Below are 18,534 nucleotides of genomic sequence, written 5' to 3'. Positions count from 1 at the left end.
GCGGCGGGTGGGAACGACGGGCGGTCGTTGAGGACGGCCATCAGCTGCCAGTACCGTTCGACGCGGCGGTCGGTGAACAGGTCGATGGTGTCGGCCAGGTGCCGTCGGGTGTCGGTGGGCGTGCCGGGGTCGATGATCCGGTCGAGGATCGGGCGGGCCTGCGGTGAGCGGGGGTCGACGCCGTCGGTGTGTGCGCGTCCGGCGTGGGTGACGACGAGCGTGGGGTCCGGTTGTGGCCCGGGGTCGGCGGTCGGGTCGGTGCCGGCTACCGCCATCTGTCGTACCCGGTGGGTGAAGTCGGCGTCGGCGACCAGTTCGGCGAGTTCCAGCCAGGCGTCGACCTGGTCGGTGGTGGGGTCGTCGGGTAGTTCGGCCGGTAGTTGCCGCATCGCGGTGGCCAGGTGCGCGCCGGGGTTGTGTGGGTCGATGCCGTCGAAGACCCGGTCGACGAAGTCGTCGATCATCTGTTGGCGTTGTTCGGTGGAGAGTCGGGCCAGTCGGTGCATGATGCTCAACTCCTCGATGGTGCTGTCCCGGGTGGTGATGGACCGCAGGAGTGCCCGGCGTAGGCGCAGGGTGCGCAGCTGGGTGTCCACGGCGTGCAGGTGGGCGCGGGCGACGTCGGTGAGGGTGGTCTGCCGGGCCAGGATCCGGCCGATGGTGTCCAGGTCCAGGCCCAGGTCGCGCAGGGTGCGTACCAGGTCCAGTCGGGCGACGGCCCGGGCGTCGTAGAGCCGGTACCCGGCGGGTGACCGGCTTGTCGGGGTGAGTACGCCGGTGTCGGACCAGAAGCGGATGGTGCGTACGGACAGGCCGGTGCGGTCGGCGAGTTGCCCGATGGTGAACAGGTGGGTGCGGTCGGTCACGTCGGTCAGGATCAACCCTGACGTTGCTGGAGTGTCAACCCACACACCGGAGTAAGCATTCAGGGTGGTGTACGTTCGGCGGATGCTGAGCCACGTCCGGGGCCTGTCCCGGCACTTCACCCCGGAAAGCCTGCGCCGTCACCTGCTCGAACGCGCCCATCGGGTGGACAGTGGGTGCCTGGTCGTCCACGGGTACGGCACCCGCCGGGGGGTGTACCAGAAGGTCGCCGGTCGGGCGTGGGCGCACATCGCCGCGTACGCGGTCTTCGTCGGCGACTACGACCCGACGCTGGAGGTCGACCACACCTGCGGGGTGAAGGACTGCATCGAGCCGACGCACCTGCGGCAGGTCGATCACGCGGAGAACTGCCGTACCCGGCGCCTCTCCCCCACCTGCCGCAACGGGCACGACCGGGAGGTCGACGAGTCCACCGGCGGGTACCGGCGGGTCTGCCGGGTGTGCAACCGGGAGGCGCAGCGCCGGTGGCGGCAGCGGCAGGCCGTGGAGGTGGCGCAGGCGCAGGCGGCGTACGGCCGGGTGGGTTGACACCCGTCCGGTCGCCGGGCTGGGGGCGTTGCGGCGGATGCCGTCACGAACCGCGTCTCGGACCGGTGTGGTGATGGTTCGCGGCGCCGGGTCCACCGTCGTCGAAAATTGTTTGAGCCCTTCTTCCGGGGCCCCTTAGGTTGTCTGCGGCCCCGTCGAGTGAGGACAGAGGACAACCGCGTGACCCCGCCTGCTCTGGAGATCTGACACCTTCCGCTCACCGTGAGCCGACCCTTTCGTCGGCTCTGCCGGGCTGTCCGTGCGCGCCCGGTCATGCGGCGTTCGAGGCCGCGCCCAATCGGCCTCGTGTCAGATCAGAGAGAGACCATGTCTTCACAACCTCATATCGTGCTGCCCTGGGTCGTTCGTCGGACCAGGCTGCCTCTGCTGTCGCTGCGGTGCGTGGACTGCCGGTCGGCGTCGGCCACCACCGGTGATGGCAGGTTCCGCGTCAACGCCAACGGCAACCTGCTGGACGTGTGGCTGCTGGTCCGTTGCGTGTCCTGCGATCGGACGAGCAAGCTCACCGTGCGCGAGCGGGCGCCGGTCGGGTCCGTCGAGCCGGCCGAGCTCGACGGCTACCACGCGAATGATCCGGAGCTGGTGGCGTCGCGACTGTTGGATCCGCTGCTCGCCCGGCGGCACCGCTTCACCCTGGACTGGAGGGGGGCCTGGCAGCTGGACACTGCGTCGGAAGGGCACGGCCCGGTGTGGCCGGCCAGGGTGCGGGTCGCCTTCGAGGATCCGGTGCCGGTGCGCCCGGAGCGGCTCATCGCGCATGGCCTCGGCCTCAGCAGGAGCGAGGTGCTGCGCCGGACCAGGTGTGACGTTTCGCTGCGTCGTCGGACGAGCGTCGGGTTCAGCTTCACCGTGACGGCGAGGGTGTAGCCGGCGGGCCGGATGGTGCGCGGTCCCCCAGCATCCGTGCGAGAGGGCCGTCGTTGAGGGCCTGAGCGGGTCGCCCGTCCAGGGGCGGCTCCGGCGGTCGTTGAACCCGCTGATGAAGGTCCGCACCCAGCTCGCAGTGGAGCGGCCCACCGGTCGGCGGGCCACCGTGGCCCGCCGACCGGTGGTGTGTGTGGTCGGCGGGGTGTCCGGCCGACCGGTTACACCACCGTGAATCCTTACGCACAATAACTGTCATTATGATGCATGGTCGATATGCCCGCTTCGTCCATGCTGATTATCGGATTATCCGCTAATGCAATCCATTAATAGGGTCGGGTGGGCGAAGGCATGCCTCCAGCGGGCGTTGCCGGCGACGGGCCCACCCCCGGAAGCCCGTGGAAGGACCCTGCCTCGCGATGCCGTTGCCGGCAGGCGGTGGACGCGCGCCAGGAAAGCCGACGACACCCCGGCTTGCGGAAAATATGTAGACCGGTCTAGTGTCTCCTGCATGGCAACCAAGGGTGCAGCTACCCGTGCCCGGCTGACGGAGTCGATGCTGGAACTGATTCAGGTCCAGGGCTACGCCGGCACCGGGCTCAACACCGTGACCGAACACGCCCGCGCGCCGAAGGGCTCGCTCTACTTCCACTTCCCCGACGGGAAGGAAGCGCTCGGCGAGCAGGCCGTCGACCTGGCCGCGCGGCAGTTCCGCCTCCTGGTCGACGACACGATCCACCAGGCGACGTCACCACGCGCGATGATCAACGGCATCGCCGAGGTACTGACGTCGCTCCTGACCGACAGCGACTACCAACTCGGGTGCCCGGTCTCGGTGGTCACCCTGGAGATGGGTGCCGCCAGCGAACGACTGCGTAGCGCGTGCGCCACCGCGTTCGGGTCGTGGATCGCATCACTGACCGACTACCTCACCGCCACGGGCTACGGGCCGACGTCAGCGCGGACGCTGGCGACCGCCATCGTGAGCAGCTTCGAAGGCGCCGTGATCCTCTCGCGCGCCCAGCGCAGTCCGGACCCGGTCCACGCCGCGGCACGGGTCCTCGCCACCGTCCTCGACGGACGCCCGCTCGACACCGACCTGGAGACGACATGACCACCAGCAGTCGACACGCGCTGGTCTTCGGCGGGTCAGGGCTCATCGGACGACACCTGATCCTCGCTCTGCACCGCGCCGGCGTCCGCGTGACCACCGCCAACCGCAGCCGGGAGTCGTACGAGCGACTCACCGAGTGGCTGGCCGCTCACGGGGTGACGACAGCACCGGCAGACGTCCGCGTCGACTTCGGGAAGGCCGGTCTGCTGCGCGACCATCCCTCGGCGACCACGGACGTCACCGAGATCCACAACTGCGCGGGCGCGTACCGGTTCGGGATGAGCAACGACGAGGCCCGCAGGGGCAACGTGCACAGCACCGAGGCGATCGTCAGCTTCGCCGCGACGCTGCCACGGTTGGATCGCCTGGTCCATGTGTCCGGCTACCGCGTCGGCGGTCAGGACCACACGACGGTGCCGTGGAACCGTGAGCTGGCCGAGCAGACCTACAGCACCCTCGGCGCCTACGAGGCGTCGAAGGTCGAGTCCGACACCGTGCTGAAGGCCCTCGCGCAACAGCTCGGAGTGGCGTGGACGATCGTCAACCCCTGCACGGTCATCGGCGACAGCGCCACCGGGGAGTCCGACCAGCAGATCGGGATGGCCGCCAACCTGAAGGAACTCTGGCAGGGCACCCTGACCGCGCTGCCCGGCGACTCCTCGACCTTCGTGCCCGTGGTGACGGTCGACTACCTCGCCCGCTTCATGAGCGAACTCCCCACCGATCCGAGCACGGCCGGCAGGTCGTACTGGATCCTCGACGACGACACCCCGGCCCTGCCCGACCTGCTCGCCCGGATCGGGCAGCACTACCAGGTCAAGGTGCCACGGTTACGCATCCCGGTCTCCGCGATCAAGCGGCTCCCCCCGTCGCTGACCGGGGCAGACCCGGAGACCCTGACCTTTCTGTCCGCCGACCGGTATCCCACCGGGCCGGCGCAGACGTGGGCGGCCGAGCGTGACCTGAAGATGCCTGACACCACGTCGTCGATCAACCGGTGGGCGGACCACCTCGCCGCCCACCGCTTCGGAAGCGCCCCGGAAGCCGACCGCCGGTTCGTTCAGCCCGCCGGGATCCACACCTTCGAGGTCGGCACCCCCGGCTCGGCACAGGTGATCCTGCCAGGGCTACCGGTCAACGCGGACACCTGGGCGGACGTCGCACGCACCATCGGGCAGGCCCGCGCGGTCGACCTGCCCGGCCTCGGTATGACGTCGGGCCGCGGTCGCGCGGACTGGACACGCTGGCTCGCCGCGCTCCTGGCCAACTCCCCGGGCGCCCACCTGATCGGGCACTCGGTCGGAGCGGCGGCGGCGCTCGAATTCGCGGCCACCGCCGCCCACCACGTACCCCACCTGACGCTCGTCTCGCCGTTCTTCCTGCAACAGCGGGCAGGCTTCCCGGCCCGCCTGACCCCGCTCACCCGCTCGTACCTGAAGAAGGTCGACCCGGTGGCGCTGTCGAAACGGCTCACGGGCAGCCGCGCGCACGGCAGGGCGTTGGCGTCCAGCGTCACCGACCTGCGTCGCAGGACTGTCAACGCCACCGTGGCGTCGCTGCTGGCCGCGACCCGGGACGAGCGATGGCGCCGCGCGCTGCGGCAGAAACTGGCCCACCACCCGGGACGGGTGCACCTGATCGTCGGGGCGGATGATCCGCTCACCGACGACGCCAGGCGGTTGCTGGACGGCCTCACGCACGTGTCCGTGACAACGATCTCCGGCGCCGGGCACCATCCCCAGCTGACCCATCCCACGGAGACCGCGCGCGCCATCGACCGCGCCCCGGCAGCCCGAGCCGAAACGGGGCCATCCACGGTGGAGCGTCAACTAGCCTGACCTCCGCACACACGGACACGCGGGAGGACACGTTGCCGGTCGCCACCACCACCGACGGGTACCGGCTCTGGTACGAAGCCACCGGGAACGGACCTGCCATCGTCTTTCCGGCCCGGCTGCGCGGGGAGTTCGCCGCGCTGGCCGCAGCCCTGGCCGACCGGTACCGGGTCGTGCGGTACAAACCCCGGCAGGTGGTCGGTGTGATGGAGGCCGACGAGGAGGCCGGCGGCCCGTGGGAGCCGACCATCTGGGACGCCTACCCGACGCAGGTGGAGATCAGCGACCTGCACACCGTGGCCGACGCCGCCGGGGTACCCGACTTCGTCCTCGCCGGGTACTCCGGCATGGCGGCCCTGGCCGGTTTCCTCGCCCCGCTGAGCGACCGCGCGAGCGGACTCCTGATCGGCGGGTTCCCCCTGCTCGCCAGCAGCGACTACTGGCTCGGGTTCGAGGAGGGCGCCCGGGCCGCCCTCATCCAGGCCGGGCTCCCCGACCGGGCCGCCGAGCACCACCTCGGCCGGCTGCTCTACCGCTTGTGGGGCCGCCGCGACGACCGGGCCGCGTTGGCCGCCCTCACCGGTCCCAAGATCCTGTGGTACGGCAGCCGGGACTGCGAACCGGACTGCCGGATGTACGACTTCGTCGGGGGAGCCGCCATCGCCCGCCACGTCCGCGCGTACACCGGGCAACTGCGTGGCCTCGGTTTCGACGTGATCGAGTTCGACGGACAGGACCACATCGGCGCCCTGGCCACCACGGACCTGATCGCCCCACGGTTGACCGCCGCGCTGCGTCGGGCCGGCTGGTGACCGGCCGATCCACACGGGCCCTCGCGGGCCGCCCGCCCGGTCGCGGGGTGGCCCTGGCCCGACCCGGGAGGAGACGACCGTGCCCCGCAACTTCCTGCACCTGGGCGACCTGCACCACCTGGTGACCGACGTGTTCGGCACCGGCCGGCGGTTGCGTACCCTGCGCCGACTGACCGGCGGCACCAGGAAGGGCGTCTACCGGCTCGAACTCGACGACCGGACGACCGTGGTGCTCTACGCCTGGACGGCGGCGGAGAACTACTGGCCACCGGCACCGGACGGTACCGACGACGACCCGTTCACCGACGCGTCCGGCGCGGACCTGTTCGCCACCAACCACGCGGCGCTCACCGACGCGGGGGTACGGGTACCGCGCCTGCTGATGCTCGACCGGGACGGCCGTTACCTCGACGCGGACACCGCGCTGGTCGAGGACGCCGGCACGCGACGCCTTCAGGATCTGCTCACCGGCGGTCCCGCCGCGGCTGCCGCGCCCCTGGACGCGCTCGGTACGGCGTTGCGTGGCATGCACACCACCCACGGTCCGCGCCCCGGCCGGCTCACCGACGTGGCCCGGGGGCCGGCCGGCCACCACCGTGACTGCGAGGACATCGTCGTGGACCGGGCGCTGCGCACCCTCGACGCCGCAGCCACCCGCGATCCCCGCCTGGCCGACGCGCACGACCGGATCGCCGCGCACGTACGGCACCTGCGTGCCGCGGTGACCGTACGGCGGGTCTACGCGCTGGTACACGGGGAACTCGGTCCCGACCACGTGCTCGTCACCCCGGCCGGCGAACCGGTGGTGATCGACGTCGAGGGCCTGACGTACTTCGACGTCGAATGGGACCACGCCTGGCTACGGATGCGCTTCGGCGCGGCGTACCCGGCGCTGCGGCCGGTCGGGTGCGACCCGCGCCGGTTGGAGTTGTACCGGTACGCGCAGGTGCTGTCCCTGATCGAAGGTCCGCTGCGCCTCGCCGACACCGACTTCCCCAGCCGGCGGTGGATGCGTGACCTGGCGGAACGGAACATCGTCAAAGCACTCGCCGTGCTCTGAGCACGGCGTGTCCTTCGGGCGGGGTGGGCAATATTCTCGGCGCGGTGTGTCGATCCGGCGGCGTCCCGTTCGTCGTGACGGTGTACCCCGACCCGGACGTGCCGGGTCGGCAGACCGCACCGAGGGGGACCGACCTGTGAAGTACCTGCTGCTGATCTACAGCGCCGCCGGAGCCGACGTGGCCGACCAGTGTGTCTTCGACGACTGGGTGGCCTACGACAGGGCACTCAAGGACGCCGGGGTGTGGGTGTCCGGCCACGCCCTGAGCGACCTGACCACCGCCACGACCGTCCAGGTCGGCGCCGACGGCGCACGCAGCGTCACCGACGGGCCGTTCGCCGAGACCCGCGAGGTCCTCGGCGGGTACGACATCATCGACGTACCCGATCTGGACGCCGCCCTGGAATGGGCGGCCCGTTGCCCCGGTTCCCGTGGCGGCGGTGCGGTCGTGGTCCGACCGGTCGCCGAGTTCTGAGGCCGTGGTGGGCGAGCGGAGGACCACAGCGTCGGTCGGGGCGTCGGTCGAGGCGCTGTTCCGGGAGGAGCACGGCCGGCTGCTGGCCTCCCTCGCCCGCCGCTTCGGTGACCTGGACCTGGCCGAGGAGGTCGCCTCGGAGGCTGTCGAGGCGGCGCTGCGGCACTGGCCGGTCGACGGGGTGCCCACCCGGCCCGGCGCGTGGCTGCTGACCACGGCCCGGCGGCGGGCCGTGGACCGGCTGCGCCGTGACCGCACCTACGCCACCCGGCTGGCCCTGTTGCAGGTCGAAGCCGACCGGGCCGGACGGTCCGGCGCAGACGACGACCCGGAACTGCCCGACGAGCGGCTGGAGCTTTTCTTCACCTGCGCCCACCCGGCGCTGCCCGCCGACGCCCGCGCCGCGCTGACCCTGCGCTACCTGGCCGGATTGAGTACCACCGAGGTGGCCCGGGCGTTCCTGGTGCCGGTGGCCACCATGGCGCAGCGGCTGGTCCGGACCAAACGCAAGATCATCCAGGCGCGGATCCCGTTGCGGGTGCCCGGTGCCGGCGAGTTGCCGCACCGGCTACCCGGTGTGCTCCAGGTGATCTATTCGATCTTCACCGAGGGGTACGCGGCCAGTTCCGGCCCGCAGGTGCAGCGGCGGGACCTGGCCGAGGAGGCGATCCGGCTGGCCCGGATCCTGCGCCGGTTGCTGCCCGCCGAGCGGGAGATCGCCGGGTTGCTGGGGTTGATGCTGCTCGTGCACGCCCGGCGGGATGCCCGTACCGGGCCCGACGGTGGGATCCGGATGCTCGACGAGCAGGACCGTAGCCGCTGGGACCGGGCGATGATCACCGAGGGGCGGGACCTGGTGCTGGTCGCGTTGACCGGCGGGCCACCCGGCCCGTACGGGGTGCAGGCGGCGATCGCCGCCCTGCACGACGAGGCCCCCGACCTGGACGGTACCGACTGGCCGCAGATCGTGGCGCTCTACGACGTGCTGGTGACGCTCACCCCGTCCCCGGTGGTCGCCCTCAACCGGGCGGTGGCGGTGGCCATGCGTGACGGTCCGCACGCGGGTCTGGTCCTGCTCGACGCTCTGGCCGGTGATCCCCGGCTGCACGGCCACCACCCGTTCCCGGCGGCGCGGGCGGAACTGCTGAGCCGGCTCGGGCGGCACGCCGACGCGGCAGCCGCCTACCGGGAGGCGCTCGACCTGGTTGGCACGGAACCGGAGCGGACGTACCTGCGACAGCGGTTGCGGGCGGTCGAGAGCCGGTCGTGCGTCGACTGACCGGGGTGGTGGCGGTGCCACCGTGGGCCGGCCCGTCTGACGTCAGGCGGGCCGACCCGGCCGAACTCCTACTGATTCAATAGGATTCGCTGTCCGCTGAACGGAAGGCGTCTGATGACATCCTCCCCGGCACCGGCCGAACCGTCGCCACCGATCGTCAAGCCCTCCCGCAGGGTGTGTTGACCCGCCACGACACCAACGCCGAGCTGTGCTGGGCGGCCATGGCCGGGCAGGGGTACGTGGTCCCCACCGACCGGTTCTTCGTCCGCAACCACACCCGCACCCCGCTGCTGGACGTCGACACCTGGCGGCCGCGTCTGTTCGGCAGTGGCCTGCGGGGCCAGCCCGGACGCGACGAACCGGTCGAGTTCGGCTACGACGACCTGCGCGCGTTGCCCGCGCGGGAGGACACCGCGCTGATCGAGTGCGCGGGCAACGCACGGCGCCACTTCACCGACCAGCAGGGACAGTCGGTGCGGGCGTGCCTGTTGCCGTGGCACGCGGTGCTCCCCGCCGGCGTCGAGGTGCTGCTGCGCGGACGGTCCTGGTCCGGTGACGGGGCGATCCGTACCGTCGAGGTCGACACCGGCGCCGGGCGGCCGACGCTGTCGGGGTACAACACGTTCGGGTACCTGTTCGACGGGGTGGTCCGGCATCCGGTGAGGGTCACCGCACCCACGTCTGCCTGACGTGGCGCCGGCCGCATCGACCGGTCCGCGCGCAGCGCTGCGGTGACGAGTCGCAACTGTGCGGCTGTGCCCGGCAGGGGGGCAGGCCGGCTCAGCGGGGGTGTCCCACACGACGGCCCGGCTGCGTTCGCACTCGGCGGGGTCGTCGCGTTGCAACATCGGTCACATTGACAACAGGCGACACTGGGTACAGCATCGGTGACATGCAGTCACAGGCCGGAGCGCTGTCGGTCCGCCTGGTGGTCGACCCGGTCGGCCACGGCGGCGCCCGCTGTCCCTTCTGACCCGGGCACCGCCACCGGGTGGTCCGCTGCGGCTGGGCCCTGCCGGCCGCCGTACCCGGTCCGGACCACCACTTTCCGTACCCGTGCGCACCGGCGCGCACGGGTTGTCCGCCCGTCGCGCGTCGGCGGGTCGTCACGCCCCCCGATCAGGAGAATCCGCTGTGCCCCTCACCGCCCGCACCGCGCACCACGCCGACCCCGCCGCCCCGGTGTACACGATGAGTGTCACCATCCGGCTCAGCCCGGACGGACCGGCCGTCAGCCGGGACTCGGCCGCGGTGCTCGACCTGTTGCGCCAACTCACCGAACTCGACCGCAGCCACCGCCCCGCGACGGCGTTACCGGCTGCCGGGGTGGACGTGTCGGCCCGCCGGGACGCCGGCGCGCCCCCGCCCGGGCGTCGGGCGCACCCCGCCGGGCTGCACGTACACCCCGATTCCCGCACCGTGTACCGGGGTGGTGATCCCGTCGCGCTGACCCGCATCGAGTTCGACCTGCTGCTGCACCTCACCCGTAACCGTCGGCAGGTGCTGACCCGGCGGCAACTGCTCGACGCGGTCTGGGGCAGCGTGCACGTCGGCGAACGGACCGTCGACGTGCACGTGCAGCGACTCCGGGCGAAGGTCGGCGACGGTCGCCCCCTGGTGACCACGGTCCGGGGTGTCGGCTACCGCCTGCACGACGGGGCCGACGTGGTCCTGGCGCCCCCTCAGGGTTGAACCGTCCGATGCCACACCAGCCCGTGGATCATGGAGTTGTGGTGCCCCACAGAAGCCGCGAAACGGCACGGGTCGGCCACCACAACTCCATGATCGCCGGGACGGGTCAGCCCAGCAGTTCCGCCGCGGCCCGCAGGCGGGCGGCCGTACGTTCGGCCCCGAGCGCGGCGATGGTCTCGTGCAGCGGCGGCGAGACCGGCCCGCCGACCAGCGCGGTCCGGGTGGTCATGAACAGCCGCCGCCGGTTGGCGCCCTCCGTCTCGCAGAAGGCGTTGAGCGCCGCCTCGACCGGCGCCGGCTCGAACGGCGTCACCTGCGCCAGCTCCTCGGCCAGCCGGGTGAGCACCTTGGCCGCCCCGTCGGCGGGCAGGCCCTTGCGGGTCAACGACTCCACGTCGACGGTGACCGGGCCGTCGTGCAGCCAGGACAACTGCTCGGGCAGCTCGGACAACCGCTTGGTGCGCTCCTGCAGGGCCGTGACGATCCACCGCAGGTCCTGCGTACCGACCCCGGCCGGCAGGAACGGCTGCGCCGCCGCGAGGAACTCCTCGACCGGCAGGGACCGCAGGTAGTGCCCGTTGAGCCAGTTCAGCTTGTCGATGTCGAACACCGGGCCGACGGTGTTGACGCGGGAGAAGTCGAACGACGCGCACATCGCGTCGAAGTCGAAGATCTCCTCCAGGTCCGGCTGCGAGTACCCCATCAGGCCGAGGAAGTTGACCAGCGCCTGGGGAAGGTACCCCTCCTCCTGGAACCACTTCAGCCGGGCGGCCGGGTTCTTCCGCTTGCTGATCTTCGACCGGTCCGCGTTGCGCAGCAGCGGCAGGTGCGCGAACTGCGGCAACGGCCACCCCAGCCAGGTGTACAGCAGGATGTGCTTGGAGGTGGAGCTGATCCACTCCTCACCCCGGACCACGTGCGTGATCCCCATGTCGTGGTCGTCGACGACGACCGCGAGGTGGTAGGTGGGGAACCCGTCGGCCTTCAGCAGCACCTGGTCGTCCGGATGCGGGGTACGCACCTCCCCGCGCACCAGGTCCTGGAACGCGGGCACCTCCTCCGGTACCCGCATCCGCACCACCGGCGGCTCACTGAACCCGGGCAGCGCGGCCCGCTCGTCGCGGGTCTTGCCCAGACACAGGCGGTCGTAGCCGGTGGGCTGCTTGAGCTGCTGCTGGCGGGTCCGCATCTCGGCCAGCCGCTCCGACGAACACCAGCACCGGTAGGCCAGCCCCTGCGCGATCAGGGTCTCGACGACCTCGGCGTAGCGGGGCAGCCGCTCCGACTGCCGGTACGGGCCGTACGGGCCGCCCACATCCGGGCCCTCGTCCCAGTTCAGGCCGAGCCAGCGCAGGGTGTCGAAGATCTGCTGCTCGCTGCCGTCGACGTAGCGGGTCTGGTCGGTGTCCTCGATCCGCAGGACGAACCGGCCGCCGCTGCGGCGGGCGAAGGCGAGGTTGAACAGGGCGACGTACGCCGTACCGACATGCGGGTCGCCGGTGGGTGACGGCGCGATTCTGACCCGGACCTGCTGCCCGCCTGCGGGGTTCTGCTCGTTCGACACCCGGCTACCGTAGACCATCCCCGGCCGCCCGCCCCGGTAGGGCCCGAGCGCCCCAGCCGGGTGCCGACGGGGCGATACCGGACGTCAGGACCGGTCGCGGTGGCGGCGTACCAGTGCGGCGGCCAGCGGCGCGCCGTCGAGGTCACCGGCGGCGACCCGGGCGGCCACGGTACGCCGGACCAGCCGGTCGGCCAGCGCCGGGGCGTGCCGGGCCAGCGCCAGTTCCAGTCGTCCCCGGGTGGTGGTGGCCACGTCCCGGGGTGCCCGTCGGGCGGTCGCGGCCCGCAGGATCGCCGCGCTGACCCCGGCCACCGGCTCCGGTCGGGACACCCCCCGCAGGGACAGTCCGGCCCGGGCGGTGCTGTCGTGGATCGGCGAGGCCACCATGCTCGGGTAGACCACGCTCACCCCGACGTGGGTACCGACCTCCAGGCGCAGCGCGTCGGCGTAGGCGACCAGGGCCCGTTTGCTGACCCCGTACGCGGCGGCCAGGGGCAGCGGCAGCACCGCCATCCGGCTGGCCACGAAGACCACCCGCCCCCGGGTGGCGAGCAGGGCGGGCAGGGCGGCGGCGGTGGTCCGCCACGCGGCCAGCAGGTTCACCTCGATCTGCCGGGCCACCGTCTCGTCGGGTGGCGCCTCGGCGGGGGCGGGGCCACCGACCCCGGCGTTGTTGATCAGCAGGTCGAGTCCGCCGAGCCGGTCGACGGCGGCGGCCACCGCCGGGGCGACCGCGTCCGGGTCGGTCAGGTCGACGCCGATCACCGGCACCGGTGCCTCGGCGGGGGTCAGGTCGACCCCGACGACCCGGGCGCCGGCGGCGGTCAGGTCGGTCACCAGTTGCCGGCCGAAGGTGCCCCGCGCGCCGGTGAGCAGCACCCGCCGCCCGGCCAGCCCGCTCACCGGGCCACCGACGCAGCGGTGCGCGACGACGACGCCGTGCCGGCGCGGGCCGCGCGGCGGGCACCGGCGGTCAACTCCCGGGCCAGCTGCGCCAGGTAGACGTCGAAGTCGATCCGCATCGCCGGGCGGCGCTGCCCCCAGCGGGCGGTGGCCGCGCGCAGTTCGGCGGCGCAGTCGGCGCGTTGGCGCTGCGGGTCGGGCAGCGCGTACCGGCCGGCGAGGTGCGCGGCGACCAGCCGGGCCTGCGCCTCCACCACCGGCAGCGCGGCACCGGTGGACTGCATCAGCCCCACGAACGTCAACCCGGGGGCGTCGAGGTGGAACACGTGCCGGTACAGCGGCAGGCGGTGTGCGCCGCCGCCGAGCAGGGCGGGGTCGAGGAACGGGAGGTCGACCCGGTAGCCGGTGCACCACACCAGCAGGTCGACCGGGTCGCTGCGCCCGTCGGTGAAGGTGACCCGGTCACCGTCGAAACCGGCGATGCCGGGCCGGACGGTGACCTCGCCGTGGGTGAGCCGGGACAGCAGGGCGTCCGACAGCGTCGGGTGGTCCTGCAGGAGGCCGTGTGTGGGGGCGGGCAGCCCGTAGCGGGTCGGCGCGCCGACGGTGGCGGTGAGCATCGTCTGGCTGATCCGCTGGCGCAGCCGCCACGGCAGCCGCCGGGCCAGGGCCCCGTTGAGGGTGTCCGAGGGGCGGCCGAGCAGGTACTTCGGGACCACCCACACGCCCCGACGCAGTGACAGCAGGGTGGCCCGGGCGACGTGGGAGGCGTCCACGGCGATGTCCATGGCCGAGTTGCCGCCGCCGACGACCAGGACCCGCGCGTCGCGGAGCTGCTCGGGGTCGCGGTAGGCGTGGCTGTGGATCTGCCGGAACGTCGCCTCGCCCGGTGGCGGGTCGGGCAGGTGCGGTACCCGGTTGTGGCCGTTGGCGACGACCACGGCGGCCACGACCACCTCGGTCGGGCCGTCGGCGGTCTCGGCGCGCACCGTCCAGGTGCCGTCGCCTGCGGCGGTGACCGAGGTGACGGTGTGCCCGGTGCGGATCATCCCGGTCAGCGCGAACCGGTCGGCGTAGTCGCGCAGGTACGCCGCGACCCGGGTGTGGTCGGGGTAGTCGGGCCAGTGCGCCGGCATCGGGTGGTCGGCGAACTCGGTGCGCCGGCGGCTGGTGTTCAGGTGCAGGGTGCGGTAGGCGGCCGAGCCGGGTGACCCGTACGCCCACAGCCCGCCGATCGTGTCGGTGGCCTCGAAGCAGACCGTCGGGATCCGCTGGTCGGCCAGCGCCTTGCAGGTGGCCAGGCCGGCGGGGCCGGCACCGATCACCGCGACGGTGGGGGTCACCGGCGGACCCGGAATTTATCCAACACGCGATGGATAATGCCGACCGGGCCGGCGGCCCGTCAAGACTCGCCGCCGGTCGGGGGCGCGTACAGGGCGTCCAGCCAGCGGTGCACGAACGCCCGGAACCGCTGCCGCTCAGCCGCCCCGCCCGGATCGTCGGCGGCCAGGGCCACCACGTGCCCGTGCACCGCCCACACCAGACTGCGTACCGCCACGTGCGGCGTCGGCTCCACCAGCGAACCGGCCGCCGCCGCCTCGACGAGCAGCGCCTCCACCAGCTCGTACAGCGGCGCCGCGTACCGCTGGTCGAGGTCGGCGTGCCGGTGCGGCTCCAGCCAGCGCCGCAGCCACAGGGCGGTGGTCTCCGGACGCTGCTCCAGGAAGTCCACGAACACGTCGACCAGCTCGTGCAACCCGGCCAGGGTCTGTCGCGGACGCGCCCGCGCCGCCGCCCGTACCCGCCGTGCCGCCTGCTCCAGCACCACCTTCTCCGCCGCGAACACCCGCGCGAAGCACGCCTCGTACAGCTGTGCCTTCGTACCCGTGTGGTGGGCGACGGTGGCCACGTCGACACCGGCGGCGGCGGCGACCTCGCGCAGCCCGACCGCGTCGAACCCGCGCGCGGCGAACAGGGCGGTCGCCGCGGCGAGCACCCGCTCCCGGGTCTGCAGGTTCTCGTCACGGCGGGGCCGGCCGGGTCGGCGTCGGGGCATGGTCATGCCGCCCATTGTCCCCCTACAATCCAGCGACCGTTGGATTGGCGCGGCGAGGAGAGGACCACCATGACCGGGTTCGACCCGCCACCGGCGACCACCCTGCCCCGGGGCCCGCTGGTCGGCTTCGCCACCGGCTCGGTCGGCATGGGCGTGTGGGTGACCGTGCCCGGACTGCTGCTGCTGTACTTCCTCACCGACATCCTCGGCGTGGACGCCTGGCTGGCCGGCGTGGCCCTGCTGCTGCCCAAGGTCGCCGACGTGGTGCTGCACCCCTGGATCGGTCACCGCGCCGACACCGACCGGGCCCGCCACGGCCACCGCCGTCGGCTGCTGCTGCTCGGCTGTGCCCTGCCGGTGGCGTTCGTCGCGCTGTTCGCCGTACCCGCCGGACTGACCGGCGCCCCGGCCGCGGCCTGGGTCGCGGTGGGCTTCACCGCCGGTAACCTGCTGTTCGCCGCCTACCAGGTGCCCTACCTGGCCACCCCCGCCGACCTGGCCATCGACTACCACGAACGTACCCGGCTGATGGCGTTCCGGATGGTGGTGCTGACCCTGGGCATCCTCGCCGCCGGGGTGGCCGCACCGCTGCTGACCGGCGGTGACGACGCCACCCGCGCCGGCTACCTGCGCATGGCGCTGCTGCTGGCCGTGGCGATGGCCGCCACCATGGCCGTCGGGGTCGCCGGCATCGGCCGCCTGCACACGACCGCCGCCCTGCCCAGCCCGGCCGGACACGCCCCGCCGGGCTGGCGGTCCCTGCGGACCGCCCTGGCCAACCGGCAGTTCCGTTGGCTCGTCGGCGCCTACCTGGCCATGTCCACCACCACCCACCTGGTACTGGCCGGCGTGCCCTACTACGCCGAGTACGAACTCGGCCGGCCCGGCCTGACCACCGTGCTGGTCGCCGCGTTCGTCGCCCCGGCCCTGCTGGTCACCCCCGGCTGGCTGGCGGTCGCCCGCCGGGTCGGCAAGCAACGCGCCCTGCTGGCCGCCCAGACCGCGTTCGCCGCCGGCAGCGCGGTACTTGCCGTCGGCCGCCCCGCCGGCCTGCCGGTCCTCGTCGCCGCCGTCGCGGTGCTCGGCGTGGCGTTCGCCGGCATGCAGCTCCTGCCGTTCTCCATGGTCCCGGACGTGATCCGCGCCGACACCACCGGCACCGGCGCCGGCACCTACACCGGGGTGTGGACCGCCGCCGAGGCCACCGGCGCGGCACTGGGCCCCTACGCCTACGCGCTGTGCCTGACCGTCGGCGGGTTCGCCGCCAGCCGCGCCGGGGAGACCGTCGTCCAGTCGTCCACGGCGCTCGCGGCGGTCCGCTACGGCTTCGGTGCCCTGCCGGTGGTGGTGATGCTGGCGGCGGTGGCACTGCAACGGCACTACACCCTGGACCGCGCGGCCCGCGCCGCGCGGTGAACGCCACCCGACGGTGAACCGCGCCCCGCGACCGGCCACCACCTAGACTTCGCCCTCGATGGACACCCCCGCCGCCGCCGACACGCGGCCCTGCGCGCACTGCGGGCGTCCGGTGCCGCAACGCGCCGCCGCCGGACGCCCGTTCCGTTACTGCCGTGACAACGACGGCGCCTGCCAGCGGGCGTCACGCAACACCCGGATGCGCCACCGCAACGCCCCCGGCCTGGCCGGGCAGGTGGCCCGCACCTGGGAGATGGTGGACCGGCTCGACCAGACCGTGGCGACCCTCACCGAGGCCCTGCACGCCGAGTTGTCCCCGGTGGGGGTGGAACGGCAGTTGGCGCAGGTGCGGGCCGAGGCCGCCGCGCAGGTCGCCGACGCGCAGACCGAACGCGACACCGCCCGCGCCGAGGCCGAGGACGCCGCCGCGCGGGTCGCCGCCGCCACGCTGCGCGCCGAGCAGGCGCAGACCGAACGGGACGCGGCGCTGGCCCGCGCGGCGGCGGCCGACACGGCCGCCGCGCAGGCCGGCCAGGCCGAACGCGACGCCCACGCCGCCGCCGACACCGCCCGCCGGGCCGCCCACGCCGCCGAGGCCCTGCGGGTACAGGCCGAACGCGACCGGGACACCGCGCGCCGGGAGATCGACGTGCTGCGCGCCGAGCACGCCGCGCAGCAACGGCAGATCGCCGAGGTGCTACGGGCCCGCGACGCGGCGCTCGCCGACGCCGAACGGGCCGCCCGGCAGGCCGCCGACGCGTCGGCCCACGCCGAACGGTCCCTCACCGACGCGCAGACCGCCCGGACCGAGACCGCAGCGGCCCGGCAGGAGGCCGCCCGCGCGGTCGAGGCGGCCACCACCGCGACCACGGTGGCCACCCGGGCCCGCGCCGACGCCGAAGCCGCCCGCACCGAGGCCGCCGCCGCCCACGCCGCCGCGCAGGCCGCCCGGGCGCAGGCCACGCAGGCCACCGCCGAACGCGACCGGGTCGCCGCCGAGCTGACCGGGGTACGCCACGCCGCCGCCGACGCCCAGGAGCAGCTCACCCGGCTGCGGGTCCGCCTGGAGGCGGTCGAGGCCGAGCGGGACAGCGCACAGCACCGGGTTACCCAGCTCTCCGCGCAGGTCAGTGACCTGGCCGCCGCGTTGGCTGCCCTCGGCGCGGCCCGGCAGTCGGTCGCCGGTCCACCCGCCGACACCTGACCCGTGTCGGGTTTGCCGCTGTTTGTGGCATAACATGGGGCCGGGTCGGCGGGTCGACCGGGGAGAGACCGAGCAGCTACCAGGATGTGCGGTTACCCTCGAAGGGTTTGACCACCCGCACCTCGCGCCCCGGACGGGAATCCCCCGGCCGGTGGGCGCTGTTGCACCGACAAGACCAGCACCACCGAACGAGGGGAAGTCGATCATGGGCGAGCGCATGCTGCGGGGCAGCCGCCTCGGCGCAGTCAGCTACGAGTCCGACCGCAACACCGAGCTCGCGCCCCGCCAGACCCGGGAGTACCTGTGCGCCAAGGGCCACCAGTTCGAGGTGCCCTTCGCCGTGGACGCCGAGGTACCGATGACCTGGGAGTGCAAGTTCGACGGCAGCACCGCCCGACTGGTCGACGGCAGTGAGCCGGAGCAGAAGAAGGCCAAGCCGCCGCGTACCCACTGGGACATGCTGCTGGAGCGGCGTTCCATCGCCGAACTGGAAGACATCCTCAACGAGCGGCTCCAGGAGGTCCGCACCCGCCGCGGCCGCATCTGAACACCCGCACCACCACGTCGGCCCCCGACAGGAGGAACTCTCCGGTCGGGGGCCGACGTGTGTACGGAACACCCGTGACCGGCGGCCGCCACGGCGACACCCGATCAGCGGGGCGAAACGATCTCCCCCTCGATGGCCGCCCCCGGCTCCGCCGCCGCAGGCTGCGGACCGTCCGTCGGCGCGCCCTGACGCACCCGCACCCGGCGCGGACCGAACATCTCCGCCGCCACCATCGACGACATCCGCCGCTGCGCGACCCGCGCCGCCACCACCCCGGCC

The 18,534-nt window shown here is 73.1% G+C and carries 18 protein-coding genes; 13 read left to right on the top strand and 5 right to left on the bottom strand.

Annotated elements, in window-relative coordinates:
- A partial coding sequence (locus GSF22_RS15630) for a helix-turn-helix domain-containing protein (RefSeq protein ID WP_208814310.1) occupies window positions 1–866 on the bottom strand: 866 nt, incomplete at its 3' end.
- 82 nt (window positions 867–948) lie between these two features.
- Between GSF22_RS15630 and GSF22_RS15625 the strand changes: the two genes are divergently transcribed.
- From GSF22_RS15625 to GSF22_RS15580, 10 genes are all read left to right on the top strand, one after another.
- Window positions 949–1,413 (top strand): HNH endonuclease, encoded by a 465-nt coding sequence (locus GSF22_RS15625; RefSeq protein WP_208814309.1) that lies wholly within the window; start codon window positions 949–951, stop codon window positions 1,411–1,413.
- Window positions 1,414–1,686: 273 nt separating this feature from the next.
- On the top strand, window positions 1,687–2,301 hold the full coding sequence (locus GSF22_RS15620) for a DUF1062 domain-containing protein (RefSeq protein ID WP_307804020.1): 615 nt from the start codon (window positions 1,687–1,689) through the stop codon (window positions 2,299–2,301).
- A gap of 508 nt (window positions 2,302–2,809) precedes the next feature.
- Window positions 2,810–3,412: a TetR/AcrR family transcriptional regulator gene (locus GSF22_RS15615; RefSeq protein ID WP_208814307.1), complete on the top strand. Its 603-nt coding sequence runs from the start codon at window positions 2,810–2,812 to the stop codon at window positions 3,410–3,412.
- The gene (locus GSF22_RS15610) at window positions 3,409–5,250 is read left to right on the top strand and encodes an alpha/beta fold hydrolase (RefSeq protein ID WP_208814306.1); all 1,842 of its coding nucleotides are present in this window, start codon (window positions 3,409–3,411) and stop codon (window positions 5,248–5,250) included. The genes GSF22_RS15615 and GSF22_RS15610 overlap by 4 nt, the downstream gene beginning before the upstream one ends.
- A 32-nt stretch (window positions 5,251–5,282) precedes the next feature.
- Window positions 5,283–6,059, top strand: a complete 777-nt coding sequence (locus GSF22_RS15605; protein ID WP_208814305.1) for an alpha/beta fold hydrolase — start codon at window positions 5,283–5,285, stop codon at window positions 6,057–6,059.
- Between the two features lie 79 nt (window positions 6,060–6,138).
- Entirely contained in the window at window positions 6,139–7,119 is a 981-nt protein-coding gene (locus GSF22_RS15600) for an aminoglycoside phosphotransferase (protein ID WP_208814304.1), read from the top strand.
- A 136-nt stretch (window positions 7,120–7,255) separates the two neighbouring features.
- Window positions 7,256–7,594, top strand: a complete 339-nt coding sequence (locus tag GSF22_RS15595) for a YciI family protein (RefSeq protein ID WP_208814303.1) — start codon at window positions 7,256–7,258, stop codon at window positions 7,592–7,594.
- 7 nt (window positions 7,595–7,601) lie between these two features.
- On the top strand, window positions 7,602–8,873 hold the full coding sequence (locus GSF22_RS15590) for an RNA polymerase sigma factor (RefSeq protein WP_208814302.1): 1,272 nt from the start codon (window positions 7,602–7,604) through the stop codon (window positions 8,871–8,873).
- 179 nt (window positions 8,874–9,052) lie between these two features.
- Window positions 9,053–9,562, top strand: a complete 510-nt coding sequence (locus GSF22_RS15585; protein WP_244367472.1) for a molybdopterin-dependent oxidoreductase — start codon at window positions 9,053–9,055, stop codon at window positions 9,560–9,562.
- 445 nt (window positions 9,563–10,007) lie between these two features.
- The gene (locus tag GSF22_RS15580) at window positions 10,008–10,565 is read left to right on the top strand and encodes a winged helix-turn-helix domain-containing protein (protein WP_307804018.1); all 558 of its coding nucleotides are present in this window, start codon (window positions 10,008–10,010) and stop codon (window positions 10,563–10,565) included.
- A 106-nt stretch (window positions 10,566–10,671) separates the two neighbouring features.
- On the opposite strand, the gene gltX is transcribed toward GSF22_RS15580, so the two are convergent.
- The 4 genes from gltX to GSF22_RS15560 form a co-directional block, all read right to left on the bottom strand.
- Complete coding sequence (gltX, locus tag GSF22_RS15575) at window positions 10,672–12,129, bottom strand: glutamate--tRNA ligase (protein ID WP_208814301.1); 1,458 nt, start codon at window positions 12,127–12,129, stop codon at window positions 10,672–10,674.
- 84 nt (window positions 12,130–12,213) lie between these two features.
- Entirely contained in the window at window positions 12,214–13,032 is an 819-nt protein-coding gene (locus GSF22_RS15570) for an SDR family NAD(P)-dependent oxidoreductase (protein WP_208814300.1), read from the bottom strand.
- Complete coding sequence (locus tag GSF22_RS15565; protein ID WP_208814299.1) at window positions 13,029–14,375, bottom strand: flavin-containing monooxygenase; 1,347 nt, start codon at window positions 14,373–14,375, stop codon at window positions 13,029–13,031. Before GSF22_RS15565 ends, GSF22_RS15570 begins: the two co-directional genes overlap by 4 nt.
- 59 nt (window positions 14,376–14,434) lie before the next feature.
- The gene (locus GSF22_RS15560; RefSeq protein ID WP_208814311.1) at window positions 14,435–15,088 is read right to left on the bottom strand and encodes a TetR family transcriptional regulator; all 654 of its coding nucleotides are present in this window, start codon (window positions 15,086–15,088) and stop codon (window positions 14,435–14,437) included.
- Window positions 15,089–15,157: 69 nt separating this feature from the next.
- Here GSF22_RS15560 and GSF22_RS15555 point away from each other — a divergent pair, with 69 nt between their 5' ends.
- The 3 genes from GSF22_RS15555 to GSF22_RS15545 all read left to right on the top strand — a co-directional run bounded on the left by GSF22_RS15555 (window position 15,158) and on the right by GSF22_RS15545 (window position 18,255).
- Window positions 15,158–16,504, top strand: a complete 1,347-nt coding sequence (locus tag GSF22_RS15555) for an MFS transporter (RefSeq protein ID WP_208814298.1) — start codon at window positions 15,158–15,160, stop codon at window positions 16,502–16,504.
- Window positions 16,505–16,562: 58 nt separating this feature from the next.
- Window positions 16,563–17,708, top strand: coding sequence for a hypothetical protein (locus GSF22_RS15550; protein WP_208814297.1), 1,146 nt, complete (start codon window positions 16,563–16,565; stop codon window positions 17,706–17,708).
- A 205-nt stretch (window positions 17,709–17,913) separates the two neighbouring features.
- On the top strand, window positions 17,914–18,255 hold the full coding sequence (locus GSF22_RS15545) for an RNA polymerase-binding protein RbpA (protein ID WP_208814296.1): 342 nt from the start codon (window positions 17,914–17,916) through the stop codon (window positions 18,253–18,255).
- Window positions 18,256–18,534 lie beyond the last annotated feature (279 nt).

It is taken from the genome of Micromonospora echinofusca, from assembly GCF_017614955.1.
Taxonomy (GTDB): domain Bacteria; phylum Actinomycetota; class Actinomycetes; order Mycobacteriales; family Micromonosporaceae; genus Micromonospora; species Micromonospora echinofusca_A.
The sequence above is the reverse complement of the archived record's forward strand: the minus strand, read 5'-3'. Positions and strand labels throughout refer to the sequence as shown.